The following is a 24,006-nucleotide window of genomic DNA, read 5'->3' on the forward strand; positions in this document are numbered from 1 at the left end:
TTCAGTCCCTCAAGCCGTCACCCGACGCTCACTGCGTCGGGCCGGCCGCGGAGGCGTAGGTGCTGGTGCCGCCGCTCGCAAATTTCTTCTTGGCCGCCTCGACCCAGGAGGCGAACTCCTGGTCGTCGACCACGCGGATCGCAATCGGCATGAAGGCGTGATCCTTGCCGCACAATTCCGAGCACTGGCCGTAATACATGCCGGTCTTGGTGGCCTTGAACCAGGTCTCGTTCAGTCGGCCCGGAATGGCGTCGATCTTGACGCCGAAAGCCGGCAGCGCGAAGGCGTGGATGACGTCCGCGCCCGTGGTCTGGACCCGAATCACCTTGTTGACCGGAACCACCATCTCGTTGTCGACGCCGAGCAGGCGAGGCTGCTTGTCCTGGGCCATCAGCGAGTCGAACTCGAACTTGCCGTTGTCGGGATAGGCGTAGGACCAGTACCACTGCTTGCCCGTCGCCTTGACGGTCAGGTCCGCCTTCGGAATGTCGAGCTGGAGGAACAGAAGCCGGAACGACGGCACCGAGATGCCGACCAGGATCAGCACCGGAACCAGCGTCCAGGCCACCTCGATCAGCGTGTTGTGGGTGGTCCGCGACGGCACCGGATTGGCCCTCGCGTTGAACTTGATGACCACGATCACCAGCAGCGCCAGAACGAACAGCGTGATCAGGGTGATCAGCACGAACAGGAAATTGTGGAACCAGACGATATTGTCCATCACCGGGGAACCGGACTGCTGCAGCGTCCACTCCCACGGCGCCGGCTGTCCGAGCTCGGCGAATGCCGCACCACCCGTCCCCAGCGTGATGCCAGCCGCCACCAAGGCGATGGTGGCCAATCCCAGCAATTGCCGGCCCACCCGACCCATCGACATCCTCATGCCGTTCGCGCTCCCCTTAACGAAATCACCCCAAGTGCATTCCCCTATTTCCGGGAAACGCTTATTCGATCCGCCAGTCCGACAAACCGCCACGCAAGAATACCTCTAAGAGGAATTGGGGCCAGATCGCTAGAACGCGAAATCAAGCCTCTCAAACCATAATTCTTGATCTATCGCAATGCAGTCTTGAGCTCGGTCTGTCAGCCATCACCGGCAAGGTATTTCCTAGCAACATCAAACAAAAATACCGTTTCCCGGGATGCCGCGGCTTGACAGCGGAATTGCCCGCGGTAGGCACTGGCGGATGGCTGCGCAGAAGCCTGATTCGTGCCGGCGGCGGCGGCGCGAGGCGGCGCGGAATTTGCTTGGGAATCGCCTTCAAGACGCCGTCATTCCCGTATCAGTCCGCCAGATTGGCCTGCCAAGCGCGAGCGACCCAGGCGAGCAGAGGGACCGACCCGATGGGGCTTTCGAGATCGATGGCAAAGCCGGCTAGCGGCCTCCCGGCGCTGACCGCCCTCCTGACTGCGATCGTCCTCCTGGCGCTCCCCGGCCTCGCCCATGCGCAGGGCGCGGTCCGCTCCGTCCATGGCGACTGGCAGATCCGCTGCGATACCCCGCCCGGCGCTCAAACCGAGCAATGCGCCCTGATCCAGAGCGTGGTGGCGGAAGACCGCTCCAATGCCGGCCTGACCGTGATCGTGCTCAAGACGGCCGACCAGAAGAGCCGCCTGATGCGCGTGGTCGCCCCGCTCGGGGTCCTCCTGCCCTCCGGCCTCGGACTCAAGCTCGACAACCAGGACGTCGGCCGCGCCGGTTTTGTCAGATGCCTGCCCAACGGCTGCGTGGCGGAAGTGGTGATGGACGACAAGCTGCTCGGCCAGCTGCGCAGCGCCAAGACCGCGACCTTCATCATCTTCGAGACCCCCGAAGAAGGCATCGGATTCCCGCTCAGCCTGAACGGGCTCGGCGAGGGCTACGACAAGCTGCCGTAGCGGCCGATGGGGCACCGGTGAGCGATTCTATTGTTTCCGTAATGTGAGGCTTGGCGCCCTCGCGGAACCGGTCCGAAACCACTATCTTGCCCCACAGCCCCGATAATGGACGGACGCATGACCAACCCTGCAACAACCTCCCTGCTCGACCGTGCCAATCTCGACCGCGACCGGGTTCGCAGCGAGGTCGCGCGCGGGCTTTCGGGCGCCGACGACGGCGAATTGTTCCTGGAATACAGCCAGACCGAAGCGCTGATGTTCGACAATGGGCGGCTGAAGCAGGCGACCTACGACACCTCGCAGGGTTTTGGCTTACGCGCGGTCAAGGACGACGCGGTTGGCTACGCCCATTCCTCCGACGTGTCGCTGCCGGCGCTGATTCGCGCCGCCGACGCGGTCGCCGCCGTGCGCGGCGGCTACTCCGGCAGCTTCGCCGCGCCGCCCCCGCACACCAATGTGCGGCTCTATGGCGATGACAATCCACTCGATGCGCCCGGCTTCGAGACCAAGGTCAAGCTGCTCGCCGAGATCGACGCTTACCTGCGCGACAAGGATCCGCGGGTGCGGCAGGTCAGCGTCAGCCTGGGCGCGACCTGGCAGGTCGTCGAGATCCTGCGGCCCGATGGCGAGAGCTATCGCGACATCCGTCCGCTGGTGCGCGTGAACATTTCCGTCGTCGCCGGCCAGGGTGACCGCCAGGAGAGCGGCAGCAAGGGCTATGGTGGCCGTGCCGGCTATGCCGAATTCATCGAGAGCAGATCCTGGCGCGAGGCCGCCGACGGCGCGCTACGCGAGGCGCTGGTCAATCTGGAATCGATTCCGGCGCCGGCCGGCGAGATGGACGTCGTGCTGGGCGCCGGCTGGCCCGGCGTGATGCTGCATGAAGCGGTCGGCCATGGCCTGGAGGGCGACTTCAACCGCAAGAAGACCTCCGCCTTTGCCGGACTGATGGGCCAACAGGTCGCGGCCAAGGGCGTCACCGTGGTCGACGACGGCACCATCGCCTCGCGGCGCGGCTCGTTGTCGATCGACGACGAGGGCACGCCGACCAACCGCACCGTGCTGATCGAGGATGGCATTCTGGTCGGCTACATGCAGGACCGCCAGAACGCGCGGCTGATGAACATGAAGCCGACCGGGAACGGCCGTCGCCAGGGTTACGCCCACGTGCCGATGCCGCGCATGACCAACACCTACATGCTCGCGGGCGACCGCGATCCGGCCGAGATCCTCGCCTCCGTGAAGAACGGCGTGTTCGCCGCGAATTTCGGTGGCGGCCAGGTCGACATCACCTCGGGCAAATACGTGTTCCAGTGCACCGAGGCCTACAAGATCGAGAACGGCAAGATCGGCGCACCGCTGAAGGGCGCCATGCTGATCGGCAACGGGCCGACCGACCTGCATCGCATCCGCATGATCGGCAACGACCTCGCGCTCGATACCGGCATCGGGACCTGCGGCAAGAACGGTCAGGGCGTGCCGGTCGGTGTCGGCCAGCCATCGCTGCTGATGGAGCGCATCACGGTGGGTGGAACGGGCGCATGAGCGTGGAAGACAAAGTGACTGTCACCCCCAAGCGGAAAAGCAGCGGCTGGGGTGGGCAACTCGTGCAGCTCGCCGGCATCGTCGCCGCGGTCTTCATCGCCAAGGGCGCGCTCGCCGAGCCGTTCTACGTGCCGTCGGGCTCGATGGAGCCGACGCTGCTGATCGGCGATGCGCTGCTCGCCTCGAAATTCCCCTATGGCTACGGCACCTCGTCGCTGCCGATTCAGATCAGCCTGCCCGAGAGCGGCCGGGTGTTCGCGGAGACGCCAAAGCTCGGCGACGTCGTCGTGTTCCGCTGGCCCGGCGATCGTTCGCAGGCCTGGGTCAAACGCGTCGTGGGGCTGCCCGGCGATCGCATCCAGATGCGGCAGGGCCAGCTCTTCATCAACGACCGTCCCGCCGAGCTGAAGCCCGACGGCGTCGGCGCCGCCGAGGACGACCATGGCGGCAGCGAGCCTGCCTATCGCTATGTCGAGACGCTGCCGAACGGCGTCTCGCATCTGATCTTCAAGATGCGCGACAACGGCCCGCTCGACAACACGCCCGAAGTGACGGTGCCGGCCGGGCATCTCTTCGTGCTCGGAGACAACCGCGACAATTCCGCCGACAGCCGCGTGCCGCTGCGCGCCGGCGGCGTCGGCCTGTTGCCGATCGACAATCTGATCGGCCGTGCCGATGCCGTGCTCGGCTCCTGGGATCTCGGCATGCGCGGTCAGCCGGTGTGGACCTGGCTGTCCGGGTTCAGGCTGGCACGGTTCTTCACCGCCGTGCATTGAGCGGAAGTCTCTCCCCTTCACGATGAACCGTGACGAATTCCTCACGCTTGCCCTGAGAAATCCCGTCAACGCTGCGATCATCGAAGAACTGGCGGCATTCGATCTGCCCGATGCATGGCTGGTCTCGGGATGCCTGGTGCAGACGGCGTGGAACGTCCTCACCGGTCGAACCGTCGACTACGGCATCGCCGACTACGACGTGTTCTATTTCGACGCCGATACCTCATGGGAGGCGGAGGACGCGGTGATCCACGCGCTGCATGCGCGGCTCGGTCATCACGGCGTGAAGATCGAGGCCCGCAACCAGGCGCGCGTGCATCTTTGGTATCCCGGCAAGCACGGCCTGCCCTATCCGCCCCTGACGCGCGCGATAGATGGCATCGACCGCTTCCTCACGCGGAATACGCAGATCGGAGTGAGATGCGCGGGCGGGGATTTCGACGTCTATGCGCCTCACGGATTCGACGACGTCGCGCGGCTGATCGTAAGGCCCAACCGCGCGCCGAATTTTTCCGCCGCCAATTACGGGGCGAAAGCCGCGCGATGGAAGGCACTGTGGCCCGAGCTCACGGTGATTGCGGCAGAGTGAGCAAGACTCTCCTGTCCCGGACAAGACGCGTCGCGAAGCGGCGCGGCGCAGAGCCGGAGATTGCAGGACCGCAACGGCCCCGGTTCAGCAGCGCATCACCCTGTGCTGCGCTACGCCCGGGGCACGACTACGAGCATCACCGCACCACGCCCGACGTGAATCCGGCCTTGCGGCGCGGCGGCTTGATCTCCTTCTTCAGGAAACAGCGCGCCTCGCGCCCGGTGTAGCCGGGGCGGGCATAGGTGAAGGCACGGCATTTGTTGTCGGCGGTGCAGGCGGCCTTGCAGGCCTCTACGCTTTCGCCGTCCTTGAGCTCGAAATTGCGCAAATCACCACCCGGGCGGTCGATCGACGTCTCGACGCCCTCGACGCGCGGCTCGATCACGCCGGCGCCGCGCACCCCGGAGATGCAGCAACTTCCCGGCACGCGCGGCGGCACGGTGTTCTTCAGCCAGCAGACCGCCGAGCCGCCTTCGACGTCGGGATAGCTGAAGCTCCAGGAGCGGCAGCGGCGATCACGCTCGCAGAGCAACGCGCAATCCTCGGGATCGCCCGACGTGACCGGCGTGCTGAAGTAGTCGCCGCCGGGGCGATCGAACGCCGTCTGGGCAGGCGCCGGCACGCTCGCAAATGCAAGCGAAAGCAGCGTCACACATGCCGCGACGCTGGCCATGACGGCCCCGGACAGGCGGCCCTTCCTCATCGGAACAGCTTTCGAGTTATTGACGACGCTCAGGTTTTTTCGGCCGGCCATTTGATCGCCGCAAACCTGTATGGGCGATGAACGGCTCAAATCCCGATCGTTTGGCTTAAGGTCTAGAACGCATACTCCGCGTAGACCGGTTCCACGGAGCCCTTCCAGGGACCGTTGAACTTCTCCAGCATCTCCTCCGCCGGCGTCCGGCCGGAATCGATGATGCGATCGAGCGGCTCGAGGTGTCGGGTCTCGTCGCGGCCAAGCTGGTCGATCCGGCCGCGCCGGCGCAGGCCGGCATGTGCCAGAACGAGGCACTCCTTGGCGATCTCGAACAGGTAGCGGTCCTTGATCCGCGCCTTGAAGCCGAAGCGCGGCACGTCATCGCGCAAGGCCTGACGCTCATGCGCGGTCCAGTGCTTCACCATGTCCCAGGCGGCGTCGAGCGAAACGTCGTCGTAGAGCAGCCCCACCCAGAACGCCGGCAGCGCCGGCAGGCGGCCCCACGGACCGCCGTCGGAGCCGCGCATCTCGAGATAGCGCTTGAGCCGCACTTCCGGGAAGATCGTCGAGAGATGGTTGGCCCAGTCCGACAGCGTCGGACGCTCGCCGGGAAGATTGTTGTTGCGGCCGTCGAAGAACGCGCGGAACGAGGAGCCCGACACGTCGATGTACTCCTCGCCGCGCTTGACGAAATACATGGGCACGTCGAGCGCGTAGTCAACATAGCGTTCGAACCCCATGCCGTCCTCGAAGGCCCACGGCATCATGCCCGCGCGCGCGTTGTCGGTGTCGCGCCAGATCTCGGACCGGAAAGAGAGGAAGCCGTTCGGCTTGCCCTCGGTGAACGGCGAATTGGCGAACAGCGCAGTCGCGACCGGCTGGAGCGCGAGCGAGACGCGCAGCTTCTTGACCATGTCGGCTTCGGAGGAGAAGTCGAGATTGGTCTGCACGGTACAGGTCCGGTACATCATGTCGAGGCCGTACTGACCGACCTTCGGCATGTAATTGGTCATGATCTTGTAGCGGCCCTTGGGCATCATCGGGATTTCGGCGCGCGACCAGGACGGCGTCATGCCGAGCCCGAGGAAGCCGATACCGAGCGGCGTTGCGATCTCGCGCACCTGTGCCAGATGCGCCATCAACTCGCCCTGGGTCTGGTGCACGTTCTCGACCGGCGCACCGGACAGCTCGAACTGTCCGCCGGGCTCGAGCGAGATCGCGCCGCCACCGGTGACGTCGTAGAGGCCGATGATGTTGCCCTTCTCCATGATCGGCTCCCAGCCGAGCAGGAGCTTCATGCCTTCGAGCAGCGCGCCGATGCCGCGTGCACCTTCGTACGGCACCGGACGGTGGCCTTCGAGCGTGAACGGCGTCTTCTCGTGCTCGGTGCCCATGCGGAACTCGGACGGGTCCTTGCAGCCGGCCTCGAACCACGCGACGAGTTCGTCGCGTGACTGCAGCGGCGTCATATCGATCTGGTCTCGCGCCATATCAAACTCTAATCAAAAGGCGCTTCGACCGAACGCGCGCGGTGACAGGGATGGCCCGCGAACCCACCGGTTGCGCGGACGAGCGGTTTGCCGCGCGATCATCGCGACGGCATGCTTTCGTTGACGCCCGCGGGCGGCAGTTTCACCTCGCCGCACGAGCAGCCCAGGCGATCGAGCAGATTGCTGAGCTTGACGGCGTCGGCATCGGACAGTTTCGAGCCGACATATTTCTCGATCGCAGCCGAATAGGCGCCCCACATCCGCTTCTGCAACTCGCGGCCGGCTTCCGTGATCTCGACGAACTGACCGCGCTTGTCGACCTTGCATTCGCGCCGCGAGGCAAGGCCCTCGTCGACCAGGCGGTCGATCAGCCGCGAGGTGGAATATTGCGGGATCAGCATCTGCCGCTCGAGTTCGACCGGCCGCAGCTCGCCCGAGGGCGCCCGCGACAATTCGAGCAGCGCATCATACCAGGCCAGCGGTGGGAAGCCGGCCTTCTTCAAGTCCTGCTCGACGCAATCGAGCACGCGGCTCTGCACCCGCATCAGGCGGATCCAGGCAGCCGTTGCCTCGGTCGATGGTTTGCGTTTCATGGTCCCGCTCAAGTTCGTCGCCCGTCTCTTACTCCATTTGATGCACCTGCATCAATCTTGACTATTTCAAGCAGGTGCATGTAGTTGCTCTTTCGGCCGAACCAAGCATCAGGCGGAATTCCGCGAAACCGCAGGATTCGGCTGGTGCCTGCTCGCCGTCCCCCCATGGCCCTCCCGTCAGCCGGCCTGCCCTATGAGATGGTCGAGGTCGAATCGGCGCCAAGAAGCTCGAAATGGGCGAGGACTGTCTGAAGCTGACCCCTGGGGGCCAGGGTCCTGCGCCGGGCCTCGACAGCGGCGAGATCGTGACCGAAGGCCCGGTGATTGTCCAGAAGATCGCCGTCAGGCCTCGGCCGAGGCGCTGGCGCCGGCCCGCGACAGTTCCGAGCACCACAAGCTGAAATTCCTCACCTCCGAGCTGCGCGGGAGCATTGGTCCGCCGCTCGCAGAGAAGGACAGGCGAGGCGACGAAGACTCGGATCGATGATTCGGCTCACTGCCTGCACCATTCGCTGAATCCGAATATTTTCGCGATGCACTGACTTCAATTTTACGAGCATTGTCAGGGTTAACAATAACTCTGCGTTGTGCACTCAGCGGCCGTCACCATCCTTGTGAGAGCACTCCACTTGGCTCAGCTTCAGCGAGGGAACACGACGCGGACCACTGGACCGGGAAGCAATTGTGACGGCTGTACTCCTTCTCCTGCTCGCGAGCGCAATCACTGGCCTGGCGACGGGGCTCATCTTTCGAGTCTGGACCCTGTTGCTGGTCTCGCCGGCGACCGCGATCGTTACAGCAACGGTCCTTCAGAGCTCAGGCTTTGGATTTTGGACGGGCGTTCCAATCGTCGTCGGCTGCCTGATTGCCGGCCAGCTCGCCTATTTGGCGGCGACGTTCTACGTGTACAGAGGCGAGCTCTCAATGCAGGACGACATCGACGGCGAGCCAGGCGAGCACGGCCATCGCGATATCGAGAAGGAGAACGAGTAGGACCAGGCCGAACCACGAGGGAATTTTCCTGCGCCGCCGGAGGAGCCCGCGGCGTCGCCACGACCGACCCAGAAGCAGCAGGGGGGCGTATCTTACCGCAACGCCGGCTGCGCTGTCTTGAGACACCGTGGGGATCATTGCGGGACACCTTCAATGCCAATGGGCCATCCGGGGAGACATCAGCAAGAGCGGTGCCAGGGCGGAGCGTGGCTGCGGCAGGAATTTGGCGTGGATGATCCAGCCCTTCTTCATCGTGAACCATGTGATCGGCGACGACGTCGAAGGATCATCTCAAGGAGACAGTTGCCTCATGAATATGATCGTCCTCATGACCGCCGGTGCGCCGCTCGCGATTCTCGGCTTGTCGACGCCGATCTCACCGCAGCGCGATTGCATCTTCATGATCCATCCACAGACCACCTCGGCCGTGTTCGAGAGCAAGGAAGGAAAGATCGTCTTTCCGGACCGGCCGACCGAATATCGGTGCAGCTACGCCAAGACGAAGCGCGGCGCAGACATCGCTTTCACCAACCAGAATGGCTGGCGTTTTGAAGTGCGGATCGGCCGCGGCGACGAAGGCAGCTGGACGGCCAGTCTCGCCGGCGAGACCGTATCGGGGCGCGCATTCTCGCCGTTCGGCGACGGAAAATAAAAAGGCCGGATCAATGATCCGGCCTTTTGGCTCTGCGTGCCCGGATTTCGCTCACGCTCCATCCGGGCTACAGGTCTCTCTCAGGCCGCCGCCTTCTTCGGCGCGAAGCGGCCGTAGAAGGTCTCGCCCTTCGCAGCCATCTCCTCGAGCAGCTTCGGCGGGGTGAAGCGCGAGCCGTATTTCGCCTCGAGCTTGCGGCAGAGCTCGACGAACTTCTTCGTGCCCATGAAGTCGATGTAGGACAGCGTGCCGCCGGTGAACGGCGCGAAACCGAAACCGAGGATCGAGCCGACATCCGCCTCGCGCGGATCGGTGATGACGTGGTCCTCCACCGTGCGCGCCGCTTCCACCGCCTGCACCACCAGGAAGCGCTGCTTCAGCTCCTCGATGTCGATCGTATCAGGGTCGAGCTGCTTCGGCTGCAGCGTTGACAAGCCCGGCCACAGGCTCTTCTGGCCTTTGCCCTTCTCGGGGTAATCGTAGAAGCCCTTGCCGTTCTTGCGGCCGAGGCGGCCCTGCTTCTCGACCATCTCCACCATCAGCTTCTTCTGATCGGGATTGATGGCGTTGGGGCCGAGATCGGCCTCCGTCGCCTTCATGATCTTGAGGCCGAGGTCGAGCGCGACTTCGTCCGACAACGAGAGCGGGCCGACCGGCATGCCGGCCATCTTGGCGCAGTTCTCGATCATCGCCGGCGGCACGCCTTCCAAGAACATCTCGTTGCCTTCGGCGACGTAGCGGCCGACGCAGCGGTTGGCGAAGAACCCGCGAGAGTCGTTCACGACGATCGGCGTCTTGCCGATCTGGCGGACGTAGTCGAGCGCGGTCGCAAGCGCGACATCGCCGGTGTTCTTGCCGAGGATGATCTCGACCAGCATCATCTTCTCGACCGGCGAGAAGAAGTGGATGCCGATGAACTTGCCCTGGTCCTTGAAGCCCTCGGCCAGCGAGGTGATCGGCAGCGTCGAGGTGTTCGACGCGAAGATCACGTCCGGCTTCAGATATTGCTGCGCCTTCGCGAATGTGTCCGCCTTCACCTTGCGGTCCTCGAACACGGCCTCGATGACGAGGTCGACATCCTTCAGCGCGGCGTAGTCCGCGGTCGGCGTGATGCGCGCGAGCAGCGCCTCGGCGTCATCAGGCTTGGCGCGGCCCTTCTTGATCTGCTCTTCGATCACCTTCTGCGCATGCGCCTTGCCCTTGTCGGCGCTCTCCTGGTCGCGGTCGATCAGGACGACGTCGAGGCCGGCGCGGGCCGAGACGTAGCCGACGCTGGCGCCCATGAAGCCGGCGCCGATCACCGCGATCTTCTTCACCTTGGTCGGCGGCACGTCCTTGGGACGGCGGGCGCCCTTGTTGAGCTCCTGCATCGACAGGAACAGGCTGCGGATCATCGCGGCCGCTTCCTTCGAGCGCAAGACCGAGGCGAAGTAGCGCGACTCCACCCGCAGCGCGGCGTCGATCGGCAGCTGCAGGCCCTCATAGACGCAGCTCATGATGGCGCGCGCAGCCGGATAATTGTCGTAGGTCTCGCGGCGGTAGATGGCGTTGCCGGCCGGGAACATCATCATGCCGGCCTTGGAGAACACCGGACCGCCCGGAAGCTTGAAGCCCTTCTCGTCCCAGGGCGCGACGGCCTTGCCGCCGCCCTTGATCCAGTCCTTGGCGGCCTTGACGAGATCGGCGGCGGGCACGACGGCGTGAATCAAATTCAGCGCCTTGGCCTTCTCGACCGTGACGGGATCGCCCTTGAGCAGGATCGTCATCGCGTCCTGCGGCGGCACCAGGCGCGGCACACGCTGCGTCCCGCCGGCACCGGGGAACAGGCCGACCTTGACCTCGGGCAGGCCGAGCCGCGTCTTGGGATTCTCGGCGGCCACGCGATAATGGCAGCACAGCGTGATCTCGAAGCCGCCGCCGAGCGCGAGGCCGTTGATCGCGGCCGCCCACGGCTTGCCCGACGTCTCGATCGAGCGCAGCACCAGCGAGAAGCGGCGGCTCTGGTCGAACAGCATCTGGTTCGCCGCGGTCTCGCCCTGCTCCTTGAACACCTTGGCGTAGGCCTGGTTCATGCCTTCAAGCATGGAGAGGTCGGCGCCGGCGCAGAACGCTTCCTTGGCGGAGGTGATGACGACGCCCTTCACTGCCGCATCGGCGGTGGTCGCCTTGACGATCGCCTCGAGCTCATTGGTCGAGGTCTCGTCGAGCACGTTCATCGAGCGGCCCGGGATATCCCAGGTGACGAGCGCGATGCCGTCGGAATCGGTTTCAACCTTGAAATTCTTGTATGACATGCTGGTTGCTCCCTACCCTTAGACGCGCTCGATGATGGTCGCGGTGCCCATGCCGCCGCCGATGCACAGCGTGACCAGGGCGGTGGACTTGTTGGTGCGCTCGAGCTCGTCGAGCACGGTGCCGAGGATCATCGCACCGGTCGCGCCGAGCGGATGGCCGAGCGCGATGGCACCGCCATTGACGTTGATCTTGGCGCTGTCGATGTCGAAAGCCTGGATGTAGCGCAGCACGACGGAGGCGAAGGCCTCGTTGAGCTCGAACAGGTCGATGTCGGACTTCTTCATGCCCGAGCGCGCGAACAGCTTTTCGGTGACGTCGACCGGACCGGTCAACATCATCGCGGGCTCGGAGCCGATATTGGCAAACGCGCGGATTTTCGCTCGCGGCTTCATGCCGTACTTCGCGCCCGCTTCCTTGCTGCCGAGCAGCACGGCGCCGGCGCCGTCGACGATGCCCGATGAATTGCCGGCGTGGTGCACGTAGTTGACGCGCTCGATCTCGGGATGCGACTGCACCGCGACGCCGTCGAAGCCGCCCATCTGCGCCATCATGGTGAACGACGGCTGCAGCTGCGCCAGCGACTGCATCGTGGTCGACGGACGCATGTGCTCGTCCTTGGCGAGGATCGTGAGGCCGTTGATATCCTTCACCGGCACCACCGACTTGTCGAAGCGCCCCTCGTCCCAGGCCTTGGCCGCGCGCTGCTGGCTCTGCACGGCGTAGGCGTCGACGTCGTCACGCGAGAAGCCATATTTGGTCGCGATCAAATCGGCCGAGACGCCCTGCGGCATGAAATAGGCCGGCACCGCGATCGAGGGATCCATCGGCCATGCGCCGCCGGAGGCGCCGATGCCGATGCGGCTCATGGATTCGGCCCCGCCGCCGATCACCAGCTCATGCTGACCGCTCATGATCTGCGCGGCGGCGAAGTTCACGGCATCGAGGCCGGAGGCGCAGAAGCGGCTGATCTGCACGCCGGGCACGGCATCGCCGAGACCGGCCTTGAGCGCGGCGAAGCGCGCGATGTCGGAACCAGCTTCACCGACGGGATCGACCACGCCGAGCACGACGTCGTCGACCGAATCTTCGGGAAGGTTGTTGCGGTCCTTCAGCGCCTTCAGCGGCACGGTGGCGAGCGCAAGCGCCGTGACCTCGTGCAGTGCGCCGTCCGCCTTGCCGCGGCCGCGCGGGGTGCGAACGTGGTCGTAGATGAATGCCTCAGGCATGACGCCCTCCTGATGTGATGTTCAAAAGCTATTGGGAAACGGCGGCGGGAGCAGGCTTCAGAAAGCTTCCGCCGGCAATTCCATGATGGTGGCGCAGCCGGCCTGGATGCGCGCGAGATTGGCCGCGGTCTCCGGCAGCATCCGCTCCATGAAGAAGCGGCCGGTGACGAGCTTGGTCGAGAGATAGGGCGTCGCCCCGCTCTCGGCAATCTTCGCCTGCGTCACCTTGGCCATCTTCGCCCACATATAGCCGAGCGCGACGAAGCCGAAGAGATGCAGGTAGTCGGTGGCGGCAGCGCCGGCATTGTCCGGCTTCGCCATCGCATTCTGCATCAGCCAGGTGGTGGCCTGCTGGAGGTGGCCGAGCGAGGTGGAGAGCGGCGTGATGAAGGGCTTGAGCGCCTCGTCGCCGCCATTCTCCTTGGCGAAGGCCATGACCTCGCCGAAGAAGGCCATGATGGCGCGGCCGCCGTCGCGCGGCAGCTTGCGGCCGACGAGGTCGAGCGCCTGGATGCCGTTGGCGCCCTCATAGATCATCGCGATGCGCGCATCGCGCACGAACTGCTCCATGCCCTGCTCGGCGATGTAGCCGTGGCCGCCATACATCTGCTGCGCCTGCACCGCGTTGGCGAAGCCGTAGTCGGTGAGGAAGCCCTTCAGCACCGGCGTCATCAGGCCCATGTGGTCGTCGGCGGCCTGGCGGTCCTTGGGATCCTCGGAGCGGTGGGCGACGTCGCTCTTCAGCGCGGTCCAGATCACGAAGGCACGTGCGGCCTCATTGAAGGCGCGAATCGACAGCAGCGTGCGGCGCACGTCGGGATGCACGATGATCGGATCGGCCGGCTTGTCCGGCGCCTTGGCGCCGGTGAGGGAACGGCCCTGGATGCGCTCGCGGGCATAGGCGACGGCGTTCTGATAGGCGACCTCGGACTGCGCGAGGCCCTGCACGGCGACGCCGAGACGGGCCTCGTTCATCATCACGAACATGCCCTGCATGCCCTTGTTCTCTTCGCCGATCAGCCAGCCGGTGGCGTTGTCGTAGTTCATCACGCAGGTGGAATTGCCGTGGATGCCCATCTTGTGCTCGATCGAGCCGCAGACGACGCCGTTGCGGGCGCCCACCGAGCCATCGGCGTTCACTAGGAATTTCGGCACCACGAACAGCGACACGCCCTTGATGCCGGCGGGTGCACCCTCGATGCGGGCGAGCACGAGGTGGATGATGTTGTCGGCGAGATCGTGCTCGCCGGCCGAGATGAAGATCTTGGTGCCCGTGATCCTGAAGCTGCCGTCGGGCTGGCGCACCGCCTTGGTGCGGAGCATGCCGAGGTCGGTGCCGCAATGCGGCTCGGTGAGGTTCATGGTGCCGGTCCATTCGCCGGCCACCATCTTCGGGACGTAGGTCTTCTTCTGCTCGGGCGTGCCGTGCACCAGCAGCGCCGCGGTCGCACCCATGGTCAGGCCGCCATACATCGAGAACGCCATGTTGGCGGAGATCTGGAATTCGTTGACCGCCTGGCTCAGCGTCACCGGCAGGCCCTGGCCGCCGTATTCGGTCGGCGCCGACAGGCCGAGCCAGCCGCCCTCGACGACCTGCTTGAACGCTTCCTTGAAGCCTTTCGGCGTGGTGACGCTGCCGTCGTCGGCGCGCTTGCAGCCTTCGAGATCGCCCACACGATTCAGCGGCTGCAGCACCTCTTCGGCGAGCTTGGCGGCTTCGCCGAGGATCGCCTCGCGCACGTCGCTCGACGCGTCGGAGAAGCCCGGCAGATTGTCGTAGCGGTCGATCTGGAAGACGTCGTTCAGCAGGAAGTTCACGTCTTCGACGGGGGCTTTATAGATCGGCATGGGGTTCTCCCGGCATGGGCCTTGAAATGATGTTCGTGCGGTTCCCGCGGCGCGTTTGCCCGCGAGCTTAGCGGGTTCGGCAACTCAGGGCAGTGTCATGATTGGGCAGCCAGCTGCTCGGCCATCAGACGGTGCAGCATGTTGATCGCCTTGAGCGGACGCACCATCACCTTGAAGTGCGTGATGCGTCCCTCGCCGTCGAAGCTGATGATGTCGACGCCGTTGATCTCGATGCCGTCGATCATGGTCTTGAATTCGAGCACGGCGCCGCGCTCGTTCCTCCACTCACCCACATAGGTGAAGGTCGGGCCGCCGAGCACCTGTTCGGCACTGGAGAGATATTTGAACGTGATGTCGCGCCCGCGCTGCGGCGTGTGAACGACGGGGCTTTCGAACACGGCATCGGGGTGCAGAAGATCCCAGAGCGCGGTGCGGTCATGAGACTTCATGTAGGCGTACCAGGAATCGAGGCCGGTCATTCTCGGGTGCCTCCCTAAAGGGCTTTCCAGGAGCCTTGGCAAAAAACGCGAAAGCAACCCCTTGCACAGTAGCGAGAAGGTTGATTCCGCTGGGTTTTCGGGACGGGTCTTTCGCCCGGCCCTTCAGCCGCCTCATATGCACATTGACGCATATGCGCCGATGCGCATAAAGTCAAGCCATAAGGTCGAGAGAACAGGAGGCCGGTCATGGCACTGGGCGACGCGATCCTCGCATGCCTGACGGAACGTCCGATGACGGGCTACGAGCTCGCCAAGACGTTCGATTCCTCGATCGGCTTCTTCTGGAAGGCCGACCACCAGCAGATCTACCGCGAGCTCTCCAAGCTGCGCGACCGCGGCTACATCCAGGGACGCGAGGTCGTGCAATCGGGCAAGCCCAACAAGCTGGTTTATACGCTCACTCCGGAGGGTCGAACAGCGCTGCGGCACTGGGCCGCGCGGCCAAGTACACCGGCCTCGACCAAGGACGACCTCCTGGTCCGCCTCCACGCGCTCGACAGCATCGACATCGAGCCGCTGCGCGCCGATTTGATGGCCCGGCTCGAGCACCACCGCGACCGCCACGCCAATTACGAGCGTATCCTGAAGAAGCGTTTTCCGGACGGCACGGCGGAGGGCAAGCTCGATCTTGGAAACCTGCTCCTGCTCCGCTTAGGGGCCCGGCACGAGCAGATGGTGGCCGACTTCTGCGAGGAAGCGCTCGAGGCGCTGTCGGCGATGAGCGGCAAGGCCACGGTGGTGCCGATCGAGGATGGCAAGCGCGAAGGGAAGGGGTGAGGAGCCGGGATTGCTGCGTCATGGCCGGGCTCGTCCCGGCCATCCACGACCTTTCGCGCGGCACCGAAGAACGTGGATGCCCGGGACAAGCCCGGCCATGACGACCAGCGGTGCTAGTCACCCCGAGTTCCCCGCCCAACTTTAAGACAGCGGCGACGCGTTCCTTAACTCGTTATTTACCGTAACAGGAAAAAGTCGGTTTTCGAGGCAGACGACCCGCGCCAAATTCGATTGTCTTTGCAACCGGGGCGCGTGGGGAGGCTGGAGGCGCCGGGTGGGGCGCCGGAGTCGGAACCGGACAGAGTCATGAATTCGCGCGTATCGTGGAGTGTTGACGGCATCGACCCATCCGTCCGGGAGCGGGCCGAAGCTGCTGCGCACAGAGCCGGCATGTCACTCAACGATTGGCTGAACTCCACGCTCGGCGAGGCTGCCCCGCCGAACTTTCGCGGACCCTACGACCAGCGTCCGCAGCACATGCCGAGCCAAGGACCCAGTCAGGAGAGCCGCGAAGTCGCGGACATCCACCAACGGCTCGACGCGATCACCCAGCAGATCGAACGGATTTCCAAGCCGGCCCCGCGTCAGGACGTCTCGCGCGAGCAGGGCGTCGCGCGTCAGCTCAACGATGCGATCTCGCGGCTCGATGCGCGCCTGTCGCAAATCTCCCGCCCGCAGCGGCAACCGCAGCAGCCGCAGGCCCCACGCCCCGCCCCGGTCGACACGCGCCAGCGCCAGGCCGACGCGGTCGAGCGCGCGGCCGCGCAGGTCTATCGCAGCTCACCGCCCCTGAGCCCGGCTTCGTTCGACGTCGCGGTCGCCGAGATCACCGCGCGCCAGAGCGAGCTCGACGGCTTTGCGCCCAGGCAGATGCCGCCGCGTGCCGCGCCGCCGCTTGCGCCTGCCGCTCCTTACGCGCCGCCCCTGGCGCCGCCGGCGCCTGCCTACGCGCCGCCGCCACCGCAGCCTGGACCGGATTTTTCGTCGCTTGAGCGCCACCTGCTCAAGATCACGAGCCAGATCGAGTCGTTGCAGCGTCCCGACAATACCGAGCAGGCGATCAACGCCTTCCGCAGCGAGCTTGCCGAAATCCGTGCCGCCATCACCGAGGCGATGCCGCGGCGCGCGATCGAATCGATCGAGAACGAGATCCGCTCGCTGCACCGTCGCATCGACGAGACCCGGTCCAACGGCACCGACGGCCAGGTCCTGTCAGGCATCGAGCATGCGCTGTCCGACATCAAGCAGGTGCTGCGCACGCTGACGCCGGCCGAGCAGCTCACCGGCTACGACGAGGCGATCCGCAATCTCGGCGCCAAGCTCGATCTGATCCTGCGCGCCAATGACGATCCCTCGACTGTGCAGCAGCTCGAAGGCGCGATCTCGGCGCTGCGCGGCATCGTCTCCAACGTGGCTTCCAACGAGGCGCTGGCACGGCTTTCCGAGGACGTGCAGCTGCTGTCGTCCAAGGTCGACCAGATCACCCGCGCCTCCGGCCACGGCGACAGCTTCGCGGTGCTGGAGCAGCGCATCGCCGCGCTCACCGCCGCGCTCGAAACCCGCGAACGGCCTCAGCCATCCGAGAGCACCGAGCACCTCGAAGCCGCGATCCGCGCGCTGTCGGACCGTTTCGACCGCATGCAGGTCGGCAGCGATTCCGCGTCCACCTTCGCGCATCTCGAACAGCGCGTCTCCTATCTGCTGGAACGGATCGAAGCCGCCTCCGATCCGCACAACGGCAATTTGAGCCGCGTCGAGGACGGGCTGCACGACATCCTGCGGCATCTCGAGCGGCAGCAGGCGACCTATGCCGCGCTGGCCGAGAGCCGCAACTCCGCACCGCCCGCAGATTCCGGCATGGTCGATCTCGTCAAGCGCGAGCTCTCCGACATCCGCTTCAGCCAGGCCGAAACCAACCGGCACACCCAGGACTCGCTCGAGGCCGTCCACAGCGCGCTCGGCCACGTCGTCGATCGCCTCTCGATGATCGAGGGCGATCTGCGCGCGGTGCGCACCGTGCCGGCGCCGCAGCCGATGCCGATGGCCGCTCCGATGGAGTCGGCGCCGATGGCGCGCGAGCCGCGGCCACAACCGCAGCAGCCGAAATACGATCCGAAGCCCGAGCTGCCCAATCCCGCCGCCGCGCAGGGTGCGCAAGCCTCCTTCGTCGCCGCGCCGCGCGAATTCCACGCGGCCGCGCCGGTTGCGCCGCCGCCGGTGCCCGCAGCACCGCAAGTCGCCCCACCCTTGCCGCCGCGTGCGATCAGCGAAATCCTGGAGCCACACACCGCGCCCGCGAGGGCCGCGCTCGCGCCGGAATTGCCGCCGGATCATCCGCTCGAGCCGGGCACGCGGCCGGGCGGACGCCTCGCCACGCCGTCGGAGCGCATCGCCGCCTCCGAGAGCGCGATCAGCGGAATTGCCACCGCGCCGAAAGAGCCGGTGTCGTCGTCGAGCTTCATCGCGGCCGCACGCCGCGCCGCGCAAGCCGCCGCCGCGCAGCCGGAAAAGACCGGCCGCGCCGCCAAGGCAGGGGCTGACCGGTCCAAGGACAAGGGCAAGGACGGCGGTTCGACCATCACCTCGAAGATCCGCTCGCTGCTGGTCGGCGCGAGCGTGGTCGTGATCGTGCTCGGCACCTTCAAGATGGCGATGAACCTGCTCGAAGGCGGCAGCCCGCCGCAGGCGCCGCAGGCCATGGACGATACGTCCACCCCGCCCGCGCCGCTGGCCCCGCCGCCCCCGGTCGAGACCAAGCCCGCCACGCCCGAGCAGATCACGCCGTCGATGACGTCGCCGACGCCGATCGGACGGCAATCCCAGAACAATGCCGCGCCGGCGCAAACCGCCATTCCGGGCAACTCGGCCTCGGTCGAGATCCCGCCGGCCCCTGCCGCGGCCCCGCCGGCCTCCAGCGACGTCACCGGCGCGCTGTCGGGCACGAGCCGCACCAGGCTCGGCCTCGTCCAGGTGCCGCCGAGCGAGAGACTGCCTGACGGCATCGGCGGCCCGGCCTTGCGCACCGCCGCGATGAAAGGCGATGCAACCGCGGCCTACGAGATCGGCGTGCGCTTTGCCGAAGGAAAGGGCGTCGCCACGAATTACGACGAAGCGGCGAAGTGGTACGACCGCGCGGCGCAGGCCGGCGTGGTGCCCGCGATCTTCCGCCTCGGCACGCTCTACGAAAAGGGCCTTGGCGTGAAGAAGGACGCCGACATCGCCCGCCGCTACTACACCCAGGCCGCCGAGCGCGGCAACGCCAAGGCGATGCACAATCTCGCGGTGCTCGACGCCGACGGCGGTGGGCGCGGCGCCAACTACAAGAGCGCGGCGCAGTGGTTCCGCAAGGCGGCCGACCGCGGCGTCGCCGACAGCCAGTTCAACCTCGGCATCCTCTATGCCCGCGGCATCGGCGTCGAGCAGAACCTCGCCGAATCCTACAAATGGTTCAGCCTGGCGGCCGCGCAGGGCGATGCGGACGCAGCCGGCAAGCGCGACGACGTCGCCAAGCGCCTCGACCCGCAGTCGCTCGCCGCCGCCAAGCTCGCGATCCAGACTTTCAGCGCCGAGCCGCAGCCTGACGATGCCGTCAATGTCTCAGCGCCCGCCGGCGGCTGGGACACCGCGCCGCAGGCAAGCGCTAAGCCGGCGCCGAAGGCCGTCGCGACCAAGCGCTCGGCTTCGGCGGCGAATTAGGTTTTAGATCCGATCAACGTGCCGCGGACTCGGTACACCTCTCCCGCTCGCGGGGGAGGTCGACGCGCGAAGCGCGGCGGGTGGGGGTTCTCTCCTCTTGGGGAATCTCTCTGCGGAGACACCCTCTCCCCAACCCTCCCCCGCAGGCGGGGGAGGGAGCGCACCTTCGGTGCCGCAACCATCGTGTCTCCTTCAGGCTCTCTCCATCACCATTCACCACGCGCGAAGTTCCCGGTCCCTCCCCGCTCCGAATTCCGCTATTGAGGGGCGCGGCAATCGTTCCGTCCTTTCCGCGAGCATTCCGCGTTCGTCGATCCGTCTCGCCGGTGCGTGGTTCAATGCAGCTCTACCTTCCGATCGCCGATCTGCCGGTCAACGTCTTCCTGGTGCTCGCCATGGGCGCCGCGGTCGGCTTCGTCTCGGGCATGTTCGGAATTGGCGGCGGCTTCCTGATGACGCCGCTGCTGATCTTCATCGGCATCACGCCGGCGGTGGCGGTCGCTTCCGTCGCGAGCCACATCGCGGCCTCGTCGTTTTCCGGCGCGCTGTCCTACTGGCGGCGGCGCGCGATCGATCCGGCGCTGGCAAGCGTCCTGCTCTGCGGCGGCGTGACCGGCACGGCACTCGGCGTCTGGACGTTCACGCAGCTGCGCGCGCTCGGCCAGCTCGACCTGATGATCGCGCTGTCCTACGTCGTGCTGCTCACCACCGTCGGCAGCCTGATGTTCTCCGAGGGCCTGCGCGCGTTGATGCGGACCCGGCGCGGCGCGCTGCCGCCGCGACGCACGCACAACTGGATCCATGGCCTGCCGCTGAAGATGCGGTTCAAGCGCTCGAAGATCTATCTCTCGGTGATACCGGTCGTGGTGGTCGGCATCGTGATCGGCTTCATCGGCGCCATCATGGGCATCGGCGGCGGCTTCATCCTGGTGCCGATCATGATCTATCTGCTCAGGGTGCCGACCTCGACGGTGATCGGGACCTCGATGGTGCTGACGCTCGTCACGATGCTGTTCGCGACCATGCTGCACGCCGTGACCAACCACCTCGTCGACGCCGTGCTGGCGCTGATCCTGATGGTCGGCGGCGTCACCGGCGCGCAGTTCGGCGCCCGCGCCGGCCAGAAGATCCGCGGCGAGCAGCTGCGGTTGCTGCTCGGCCTCTTGATCCTCTCGGTCGGCGTCCGCTTCGCGATCGAGCTGGTGATCCAGCCCTCGGATCTCTTCACCATTCGCGAGCTGGGAGTGAGCGGATGACGCGCACGCTTCTCGCCATCGTTCTCGTCCTGCTGCTCGGCGACGCTGCGCGGGGCGAGCGGCTGATCGTGTCGGTCTCCAACCACCGCGTCACGGTGACACCGAACTATTCCGGCGAGGAGCTGGTGCTGTTCGGCTCGGTCGAGAGGGACGCCACGACGCCGGCCGACCGCACGGCTTACGATCTCGTCGTCACCGTGAGGGGCCCGCGCGCCGACATGGTGACACGGCGCAAGGAGCGCACCTTCGGCATCTGGATCAACACCGACTACCGGCAGTTCCTGCAGGTGCCGAGCTATCTCGCACTGTTCGCCAACCGCCCCTTCGACGCGATCACCTCGCCCGAGATCGCACGGCGGCAGCAGATCGGGCTCAACAACGTGCTGCTGACGCAGCGGGTCGGCGGCGACTACGCCGACGTGGTGCCGAACGATGCGTTCCGCTCGGCCTTCATTCGCTTGCGCACCCAGCGCGGCCTCTATCGCGAGGATCCGGGCGCGGTGACGTTCCTGACACCAACGCTGTTCCGCACCGGCATTCCACTGCCCGCGGAGGTGCCGATCGGGACCTATGAGATCGAGATCAAGCTGTTTGCGAACGGCGCATTCATCGGCAAGACCGAGACCGCGTTCGAGATCGTCAAGGTCGGCTTCGAGCAGTTCGTCGCGACCACCGCACGGCACAACGGGTTTCTGTACGGTCTGGCCACGGTGGCGATGGCGCTGATGACGGGCTGGATGGCGTCGATCGTGTTCAGGAAGGATTGATGGGCGCATACTGCCTCGTCGCCGTCATGCCCGGGCTTGTCCCGGGCATCCACGTTCTTGCGCACGGCAACGAAGACGTGGATGGCCGGGTCAAGCCCGGCCATGACGAAGACCGGGCTCACGACGCCGCCTTCGCCGGCCGCGTCACCAGATAGATCCCGAGCGCGACCGGAATGATGCCGAGCAGGTCCCGCGCCTCGACGTGCTCGCCGAGCACGAGGAACGCGAACAGCATGCCGAGCGGCGGCATCAGGAAATGATAGGCGCTGGCGGCGGTGGCGCCGCACACCTTCAGCAGATGAAACCAGAGCCAATAGGCGAGGATCGAGCCGCCGAGCACCAGGAACGCGAAGGCGCCGATCAGGCTCGGCGTATAGTCGATCGCATGGATATCGGCGAAGGTGAGCGCGACCGGCGCGAGCACGATGCCGGCGGCGAGGTTCTGCACGCCGTTGCCGATCCACAACGACCCCTTCGGCGCCAGCAGCTTGAACAGGATGGTGCCGGCCACGAGCGAGGCCAGCGAGGCCAGCGTGAAGACGATGCCCTGCAGGGAATCGGTGCCTACCGACAGGCGGTGCCAGACGATCGCCGTCACGCCGATCACGCCGAGCAGGAGGCCGCTCGCCTTGCGCCAGGTCATGCCTTCGCCGAGCAGCATCGCGGCGAGCGCCGCCGTGAACACCGGATTGGCCGAGACGATCAGGCCGCCGAGGCCGGCGGAGACCGATTGCAGCCCGGTATAGCCGAGGCTGAGATAGAGCGCGTTGTTGGCGATGCCGAGCACGGCGAAGATGGCGGCGTCGCGCCAGGACAATGACCAGCCGTCGCTGCGGATCAGCGTGGCGCCCAGGATCAAGATGCCGGCGAGCGAGAAACGCGCGGCGAGCAGGATCAGCGGCGGGCAATGGGTAACGCCGATCTTGCCGGCGATGAAGGCGTAACTCCAGAGCAGGCAGAACAGGCCGATGGCGAACGGCAACGTGTTGAAGCGGCTGCGGGGCGCGGGAAGCGAGGTGGCGAGCGACATGAGGGCATTCTCCAGAATGCCCTCGATCTAGAGAGGCGGCTTGTCATTTGGAAATTAAATGATTAACTCCACGCCAGTTGAATTTCGAATGGATGCCGCCCATGCTCGATCTGGAGCTCCTGCGCAGCTTCGTCTCGGTGGTCGAGGCCGGCGGCTTCACCCGCGCCGGCGCCCGCGTCCACCGCACGCAGTCGACCGTGAGCCAGCAGATCAAGCGGCTGGAGGAGGATGTCGGCCAGCTGCTGCTGCACCGCGACGGCAAGGACGTGCGGCCGACCGAGGCCGGCGAGCGGCTGCTCTCCTATGCGCGCCGATTGCTCTCGCTCGCCGAGGAGGCGCGGGACGTGCTGCGCCAGCCTGATAGCGAAGGCGCGATCCGGCTCGGCATCCCCGAGGATTTCGCGGCGTACCGGCTGCCCAAATTGTTGGGTGCGTTCTCGCGCTCGCATCCGGGCCTGCGGCTCGACGTGCGCGCCGACCAGAGCAAGCACCTGGCCCGCGATCTCGAACGCGGCGAGCTCGATCTTGCGCTCTACAAGCGCGAGGCCGGCGGAAAGGACGCGATCGCGGTGTGGCCCGAGCGGGTGCACTGGGTCACCAGCAAGAGCCATCCGGTCGACGTCAACGTGTCGTCGGTGCCGCTGATCGGCTTTCCGCTCGGCTGCATCTATCGTGCTGGCGCCATCCACGCGCTGGAAAGCGCTGGCCGCGCCTGGCACACCGCCTATACGTCATCGAATCTCGCCGGCATCCAGGCCGCCGTCGCCGCCGGCATGGGCTTGAGTATCCTGTCGGAGATGTCGATCCAGTCCGAGCACCGCGTGCTGACGGCGAAGGAGGGCTTTGCGCCGATCAACAAGACCGAGCTCGCACTGATGGCTTCGCCGGATGCGAGCCCGGCAACGCTGCGGCTTGCCGATCGTCTCGCGGAGTTTTGCGACACGGTGCAGACCAAGGCGGCTTGAGTTCGCTGGTCCTCCGGCGTCTCTCAATTGGCCGCGGACAGCAGCTTGTCGCCGCACGCATTTGCGTAGAACTTGCCGCCGCATTGGCGCTTGATCGCAGCGCAGCGGGCTGCGGGCGACGCATTCTGCGGGACCGTGAATCCGCAACTGAGACCGTCGGCGCTGCGACCGGATTTGCCGGCGGCAAAGGCCGCGCCGGAGGCGCTGATGCAGGCGACGAGCAGGGCCGCAGCGGCGATTTCGATCGGCACTCGCGTCAGCAGTCTCATGGGGTCTCCTCCACACTGATGGCTGAATCTTTCGTTATCTAGCACCGAATCCCGGTTTCTCCGTGCTCGCCCGGGTTCCCAACTCGGCCCGTTCCTTGCATAAATTTGCGCCAGCGCAGTGCACGCGCGCACGGGCGACAGTTCCGGTGCAAGGGCAGGACGCG

Annotated in this window: 21 protein-coding genes and 1 pseudogene; 12 read left to right on the plus strand and 10 right to left on the minus strand. The window is 65.9% G+C overall.

The annotated features are described in order from the left end of the window. Positions 1-28: 28 nt before the first annotated feature. Positions 29-883, minus strand: a complete 855-nt coding sequence (gene coxB / locus ABIA42_RS29155; RefSeq protein WP_271531386.1) for a cytochrome c oxidase subunit II — start codon at positions 881-883, stop codon at positions 29-31. A 461-nt stretch (positions 884-1,344) separates the two neighbouring features. On the opposite strand from coxB, the gene ABIA42_RS29160 reads away from it, so the two are divergent. From ABIA42_RS29160 to ABIA42_RS29175, 4 genes are all read left to right on the plus strand, one after another. Next, on the plus strand, positions 1,345-1,878 hold the full coding sequence (locus tag ABIA42_RS29160) for an invasion associated locus B family protein (protein WP_028179828.1): 534 nt from the start codon (positions 1,345-1,347) through the stop codon (positions 1,876-1,878). A 117-nt stretch (positions 1,879-1,995) separates the two neighbouring features. Continuing rightward, complete coding sequence (gene tldD, locus ABIA42_RS29165; protein ID WP_370118700.1) at positions 1,996-3,423, plus strand: metalloprotease TldD; 1,428 nt, start codon at positions 1,996-1,998, stop codon at positions 3,421-3,423. Then, positions 3,420-4,199 carry a signal peptidase I gene (lepB, locus tag ABIA42_RS29170; RefSeq protein WP_271531384.1) on the plus strand — a complete coding sequence of 260 codons (780 nt, stop codon included), beginning with the start codon at positions 3,420-3,422 and terminating at the stop codon, positions 4,197-4,199. Before tldD ends, lepB begins: the two co-directional genes overlap by 4 nt. 22 nt (positions 4,200-4,221) lie before the next feature. After that, on the plus strand, positions 4,222-4,788 hold the full coding sequence (locus tag ABIA42_RS29175) for a nucleotidyltransferase family protein (protein ID WP_370118697.1): 567 nt from the start codon (positions 4,222-4,224) through the stop codon (positions 4,786-4,788). Positions 4,789-4,924: 136 nt separating this feature from the next. Here the strand turns inward: ABIA42_RS29175 and ABIA42_RS29180 are convergent, their stop codons facing one another. From ABIA42_RS29180 to ABIA42_RS29190, 3 genes are all read right to left on the minus strand, one after another. Then, on the minus strand, positions 4,925-5,491 hold the full coding sequence (locus ABIA42_RS29180) for a PAN domain-containing protein (protein WP_271532250.1): 567 nt from the start codon (positions 5,489-5,491) through the stop codon (positions 4,925-4,927). Positions 5,492-5,604: 113 nt separating this feature from the next. Further along, a complete protein-coding gene (locus tag ABIA42_RS29185) occupies positions 5,605-6,975 on the minus strand; it encodes a glutamate--cysteine ligase (RefSeq protein WP_271531382.1) in 1,371 nt (456 codons plus the stop codon). Between the two features lie 98 nt (positions 6,976-7,073). Then, positions 7,074-7,568 (minus strand): MarR family winged helix-turn-helix transcriptional regulator, encoded by a 495-nt coding sequence (locus ABIA42_RS29190; protein ID WP_028179834.1) that lies wholly within the window; start codon positions 7,566-7,568, stop codon positions 7,074-7,076. Between the two features lie 107 nt (positions 7,569-7,675). On the opposite strand from ABIA42_RS29190, the pseudogene ABIA42_RS29195 reads away from it, so the two are divergent. From ABIA42_RS29195 to ABIA42_RS29205, 3 genes and pseudogenes are all read left to right on the plus strand, one after another. Next, positions 7,676-8,016 (plus strand): annotated as a pseudogene (locus ABIA42_RS29195) (glutathione transferase GstA); the annotation flags it as partial. A 236-nt stretch (positions 8,017-8,252) separates the two neighbouring features. Further along, complete coding sequence (locus ABIA42_RS29200) at positions 8,253-8,561, plus strand: hypothetical protein (RefSeq protein WP_370118693.1); 309 nt, start codon at positions 8,253-8,255, stop codon at positions 8,559-8,561. A gap of 310 nt (positions 8,562-8,871) precedes the next feature. Further along, positions 8,872-9,213, plus strand: coding sequence for a hypothetical protein (locus tag ABIA42_RS29205; protein ID WP_370118690.1), 342 nt, complete (start codon positions 8,872-8,874; stop codon positions 9,211-9,213). Between the two features lie 80 nt (positions 9,214-9,293). Here the strand turns inward: ABIA42_RS29205 and ABIA42_RS29210 are convergent, their stop codons facing one another. From ABIA42_RS29210 to ABIA42_RS29225, 4 genes are all read right to left on the minus strand, one after another. After that, positions 9,294-11,507: an FAD-dependent oxidoreductase gene (locus ABIA42_RS29210; RefSeq protein WP_370118687.1), complete on the minus strand. Its 2,214-nt coding sequence runs from the start codon at positions 11,505-11,507 to the stop codon at positions 9,294-9,296. Positions 11,508-11,525: 18 nt separating this feature from the next. Beyond that, positions 11,526-12,734 (minus strand): acetyl-CoA C-acetyltransferase, encoded by a 1,209-nt coding sequence (locus ABIA42_RS29215; RefSeq protein WP_271531377.1) that lies wholly within the window; start codon positions 12,732-12,734, stop codon positions 11,526-11,528. Between the two features lie 57 nt (positions 12,735-12,791). Then, positions 12,792-14,582 carry an acyl-CoA dehydrogenase C-terminal domain-containing protein gene (locus ABIA42_RS29220; RefSeq protein WP_370118684.1) on the minus strand — a complete coding sequence of 597 codons (1,791 nt, stop codon included), beginning with the start codon at positions 14,580-14,582 and terminating at the stop codon, positions 12,792-12,794. Between the two features lie 95 nt (positions 14,583-14,677). After that, positions 14,678-15,061 (minus strand): nuclear transport factor 2 family protein, encoded by a 384-nt coding sequence (locus tag ABIA42_RS29225; protein ID WP_028179840.1) that lies wholly within the window; start codon positions 15,059-15,061, stop codon positions 14,678-14,680. Between the two features lie 207 nt (positions 15,062-15,268). Between ABIA42_RS29225 and ABIA42_RS29230 the strand changes: the two genes are divergently transcribed. From ABIA42_RS29230 to ABIA42_RS29245, 4 genes are all read left to right on the plus strand, one after another. Next, on the plus strand, positions 15,269-15,859 hold the full coding sequence (locus ABIA42_RS29230) for a PadR family transcriptional regulator (RefSeq protein WP_271531372.1): 591 nt from the start codon (positions 15,269-15,271) through the stop codon (positions 15,857-15,859). 306 nt (positions 15,860-16,165) lie between these two features. Then, a complete protein-coding gene (locus tag ABIA42_RS29235; protein ID WP_370118681.1) occupies positions 16,166-19,555 on the plus strand; it encodes a hypothetical protein in 3,390 nt (1,129 codons plus the stop codon). A 338-nt stretch (positions 19,556-19,893) separates the two neighbouring features. Next, positions 19,894-20,811, plus strand: coding sequence for a sulfite exporter TauE/SafE family protein (locus ABIA42_RS29240; RefSeq protein WP_271531369.1), 918 nt, complete (start codon positions 19,894-19,896; stop codon positions 20,809-20,811). Beyond that, complete coding sequence (locus ABIA42_RS29245; RefSeq protein WP_271531367.1) at positions 20,808-21,578, plus strand: TIGR02186 family protein; 771 nt, start codon at positions 20,808-20,810, stop codon at positions 21,576-21,578. Before ABIA42_RS29240 ends, ABIA42_RS29245 begins: the two co-directional genes overlap by 4 nt. A gap of 118 nt (positions 21,579-21,696) precedes the next feature. On the opposite strand, the gene ABIA42_RS29250 is transcribed toward ABIA42_RS29245, so the two are convergent. After that, complete coding sequence (locus ABIA42_RS29250; protein ID WP_271531365.1) at positions 21,697-22,608, minus strand: DMT family transporter; 912 nt, start codon at positions 22,606-22,608, stop codon at positions 21,697-21,699. A gap of 101 nt (positions 22,609-22,709) precedes the next feature. Between ABIA42_RS29250 and ABIA42_RS29255 the strand changes: the two genes are divergently transcribed. Next, complete coding sequence (locus ABIA42_RS29255; protein WP_370118676.1) at positions 22,710-23,573, plus strand: LysR family transcriptional regulator; 864 nt, start codon at positions 22,710-22,712, stop codon at positions 23,571-23,573. Positions 23,574-23,596: 23 nt separating this feature from the next. Here ABIA42_RS29255 and ABIA42_RS29260 read toward each other — a convergent pair whose 3' ends face one another. Beyond that, positions 23,597-23,842, minus strand: a complete 246-nt coding sequence (locus ABIA42_RS29260) for a hypothetical protein (protein WP_370118673.1) — start codon at positions 23,840-23,842, stop codon at positions 23,597-23,599. Positions 23,843-24,006 lie beyond the last annotated feature (164 nt).

The sequence above is a fragment of the Bradyrhizobium sp. USDA 327 genome (genome assembly GCF_041262065.1).
GTDB classification, from domain to species: domain Bacteria; phylum Pseudomonadota; class Alphaproteobacteria; order Rhizobiales; family Xanthobacteraceae; genus Bradyrhizobium; species Bradyrhizobium liaoningense.

Bases quoted from the DNA above. Each gene is read 5' to 3' on its own strand.
- lepB (WP_271531384.1), top strand. From the start codon at position 3,420: ATGAGCGTGGAAGACAAAGTGACTGTCACCCCCAAGCGGAAAAGCAGC.
- ABIA42_RS29230 (WP_271531372.1), top strand. From the start codon at position 15,269: ATGGCACTGGGCGACGCGATCCTCGCATGCCTGACGGAACGTCCGATG.
- ABIA42_RS29235 (WP_370118681.1), top strand. From the start codon at position 16,166: ATGAATTCGCGCGTATCGTGGAGTGTTGACGGCATCGACCCATCCGTC.
- tldD (WP_370118700.1), top strand. From the start codon at position 1,996: ATGACCAACCCTGCAACAACCTCCCTGCTCGACCGTGCCAATCTCGAC.
- ABIA42_RS29250 (WP_271531365.1), bottom strand. From the start codon at position 22,608: ATGTCGCTCGCCACCTCGCTTCCCGCGCCCCGCAGCCGCTTCAACACG.
- ABIA42_RS29225 (WP_028179840.1), bottom strand. From the start codon at position 15,061: ATGACCGGCCTCGATTCCTGGTACGCCTACATGAAGTCTCATGACCGC.
- ABIA42_RS29180 (WP_271532250.1), bottom strand. From the start codon at position 5,491: ATGAGGAAGGGCCGCCTGTCCGGGGCCGTCATGGCCAGCGTCGCGGCA.
- ABIA42_RS29255 (WP_370118676.1), top strand. From the start codon at position 22,710: ATGCTCGATCTGGAGCTCCTGCGCAGCTTCGTCTCGGTGGTCGAGGCC.
- ABIA42_RS29240 (WP_271531369.1), top strand. From the start codon at position 19,894: ATGCAGCTCTACCTTCCGATCGCCGATCTGCCGGTCAACGTCTTCCTG.
- ABIA42_RS29190 (WP_028179834.1), bottom strand. From the start codon at position 7,568: ATGAAACGCAAACCATCGACCGAGGCAACGGCTGCCTGGATCCGCCTG.
- ABIA42_RS29185 (WP_271531382.1), bottom strand. From the start codon at position 6,975: ATGGCGCGAGACCAGATCGATATGACGCCGCTGCAGTCACGCGACGAA.
- ABIA42_RS29205 (WP_370118690.1), top strand. From the start codon at position 8,872: ATGAATATGATCGTCCTCATGACCGCCGGTGCGCCGCTCGCGATTCTC.
- ABIA42_RS29210 (WP_370118687.1), bottom strand. From the start codon at position 11,507: ATGTCATACAAGAATTTCAAGGTTGAAACCGATTCCGACGGCATCGCG.
- coxB (WP_271531386.1), bottom strand. From the start codon at position 883: ATGAGGATGTCGATGGGTCGGGTGGGCCGGCAATTGCTGGGATTGGCC.
- ABIA42_RS29175 (WP_370118697.1), top strand. From the start codon at position 4,222: ATGAACCGTGACGAATTCCTCACGCTTGCCCTGAGAAATCCCGTCAAC.
- ABIA42_RS29160 (WP_028179828.1), top strand. From the start codon at position 1,345: ATGGGGCTTTCGAGATCGATGGCAAAGCCGGCTAGCGGCCTCCCGGCG.
- ABIA42_RS29260 (WP_370118673.1), bottom strand. From the start codon at position 23,842: ATGAGACTGCTGACGCGAGTGCCGATCGAAATCGCCGCTGCGGCCCTG.
- ABIA42_RS29220 (WP_370118684.1), bottom strand. From the start codon at position 14,582: ATGCCGATCTATAAAGCCCCCGTCGAAGACGTGAACTTCCTGCTGAAC.
- ABIA42_RS29215 (WP_271531377.1), bottom strand. From the start codon at position 12,734: ATGCCTGAGGCATTCATCTACGACCACGTTCGCACCCCGCGCGGCCGC.
- ABIA42_RS29245 (WP_271531367.1), top strand. From the start codon at position 20,808: ATGACGCGCACGCTTCTCGCCATCGTTCTCGTCCTGCTGCTCGGCGAC.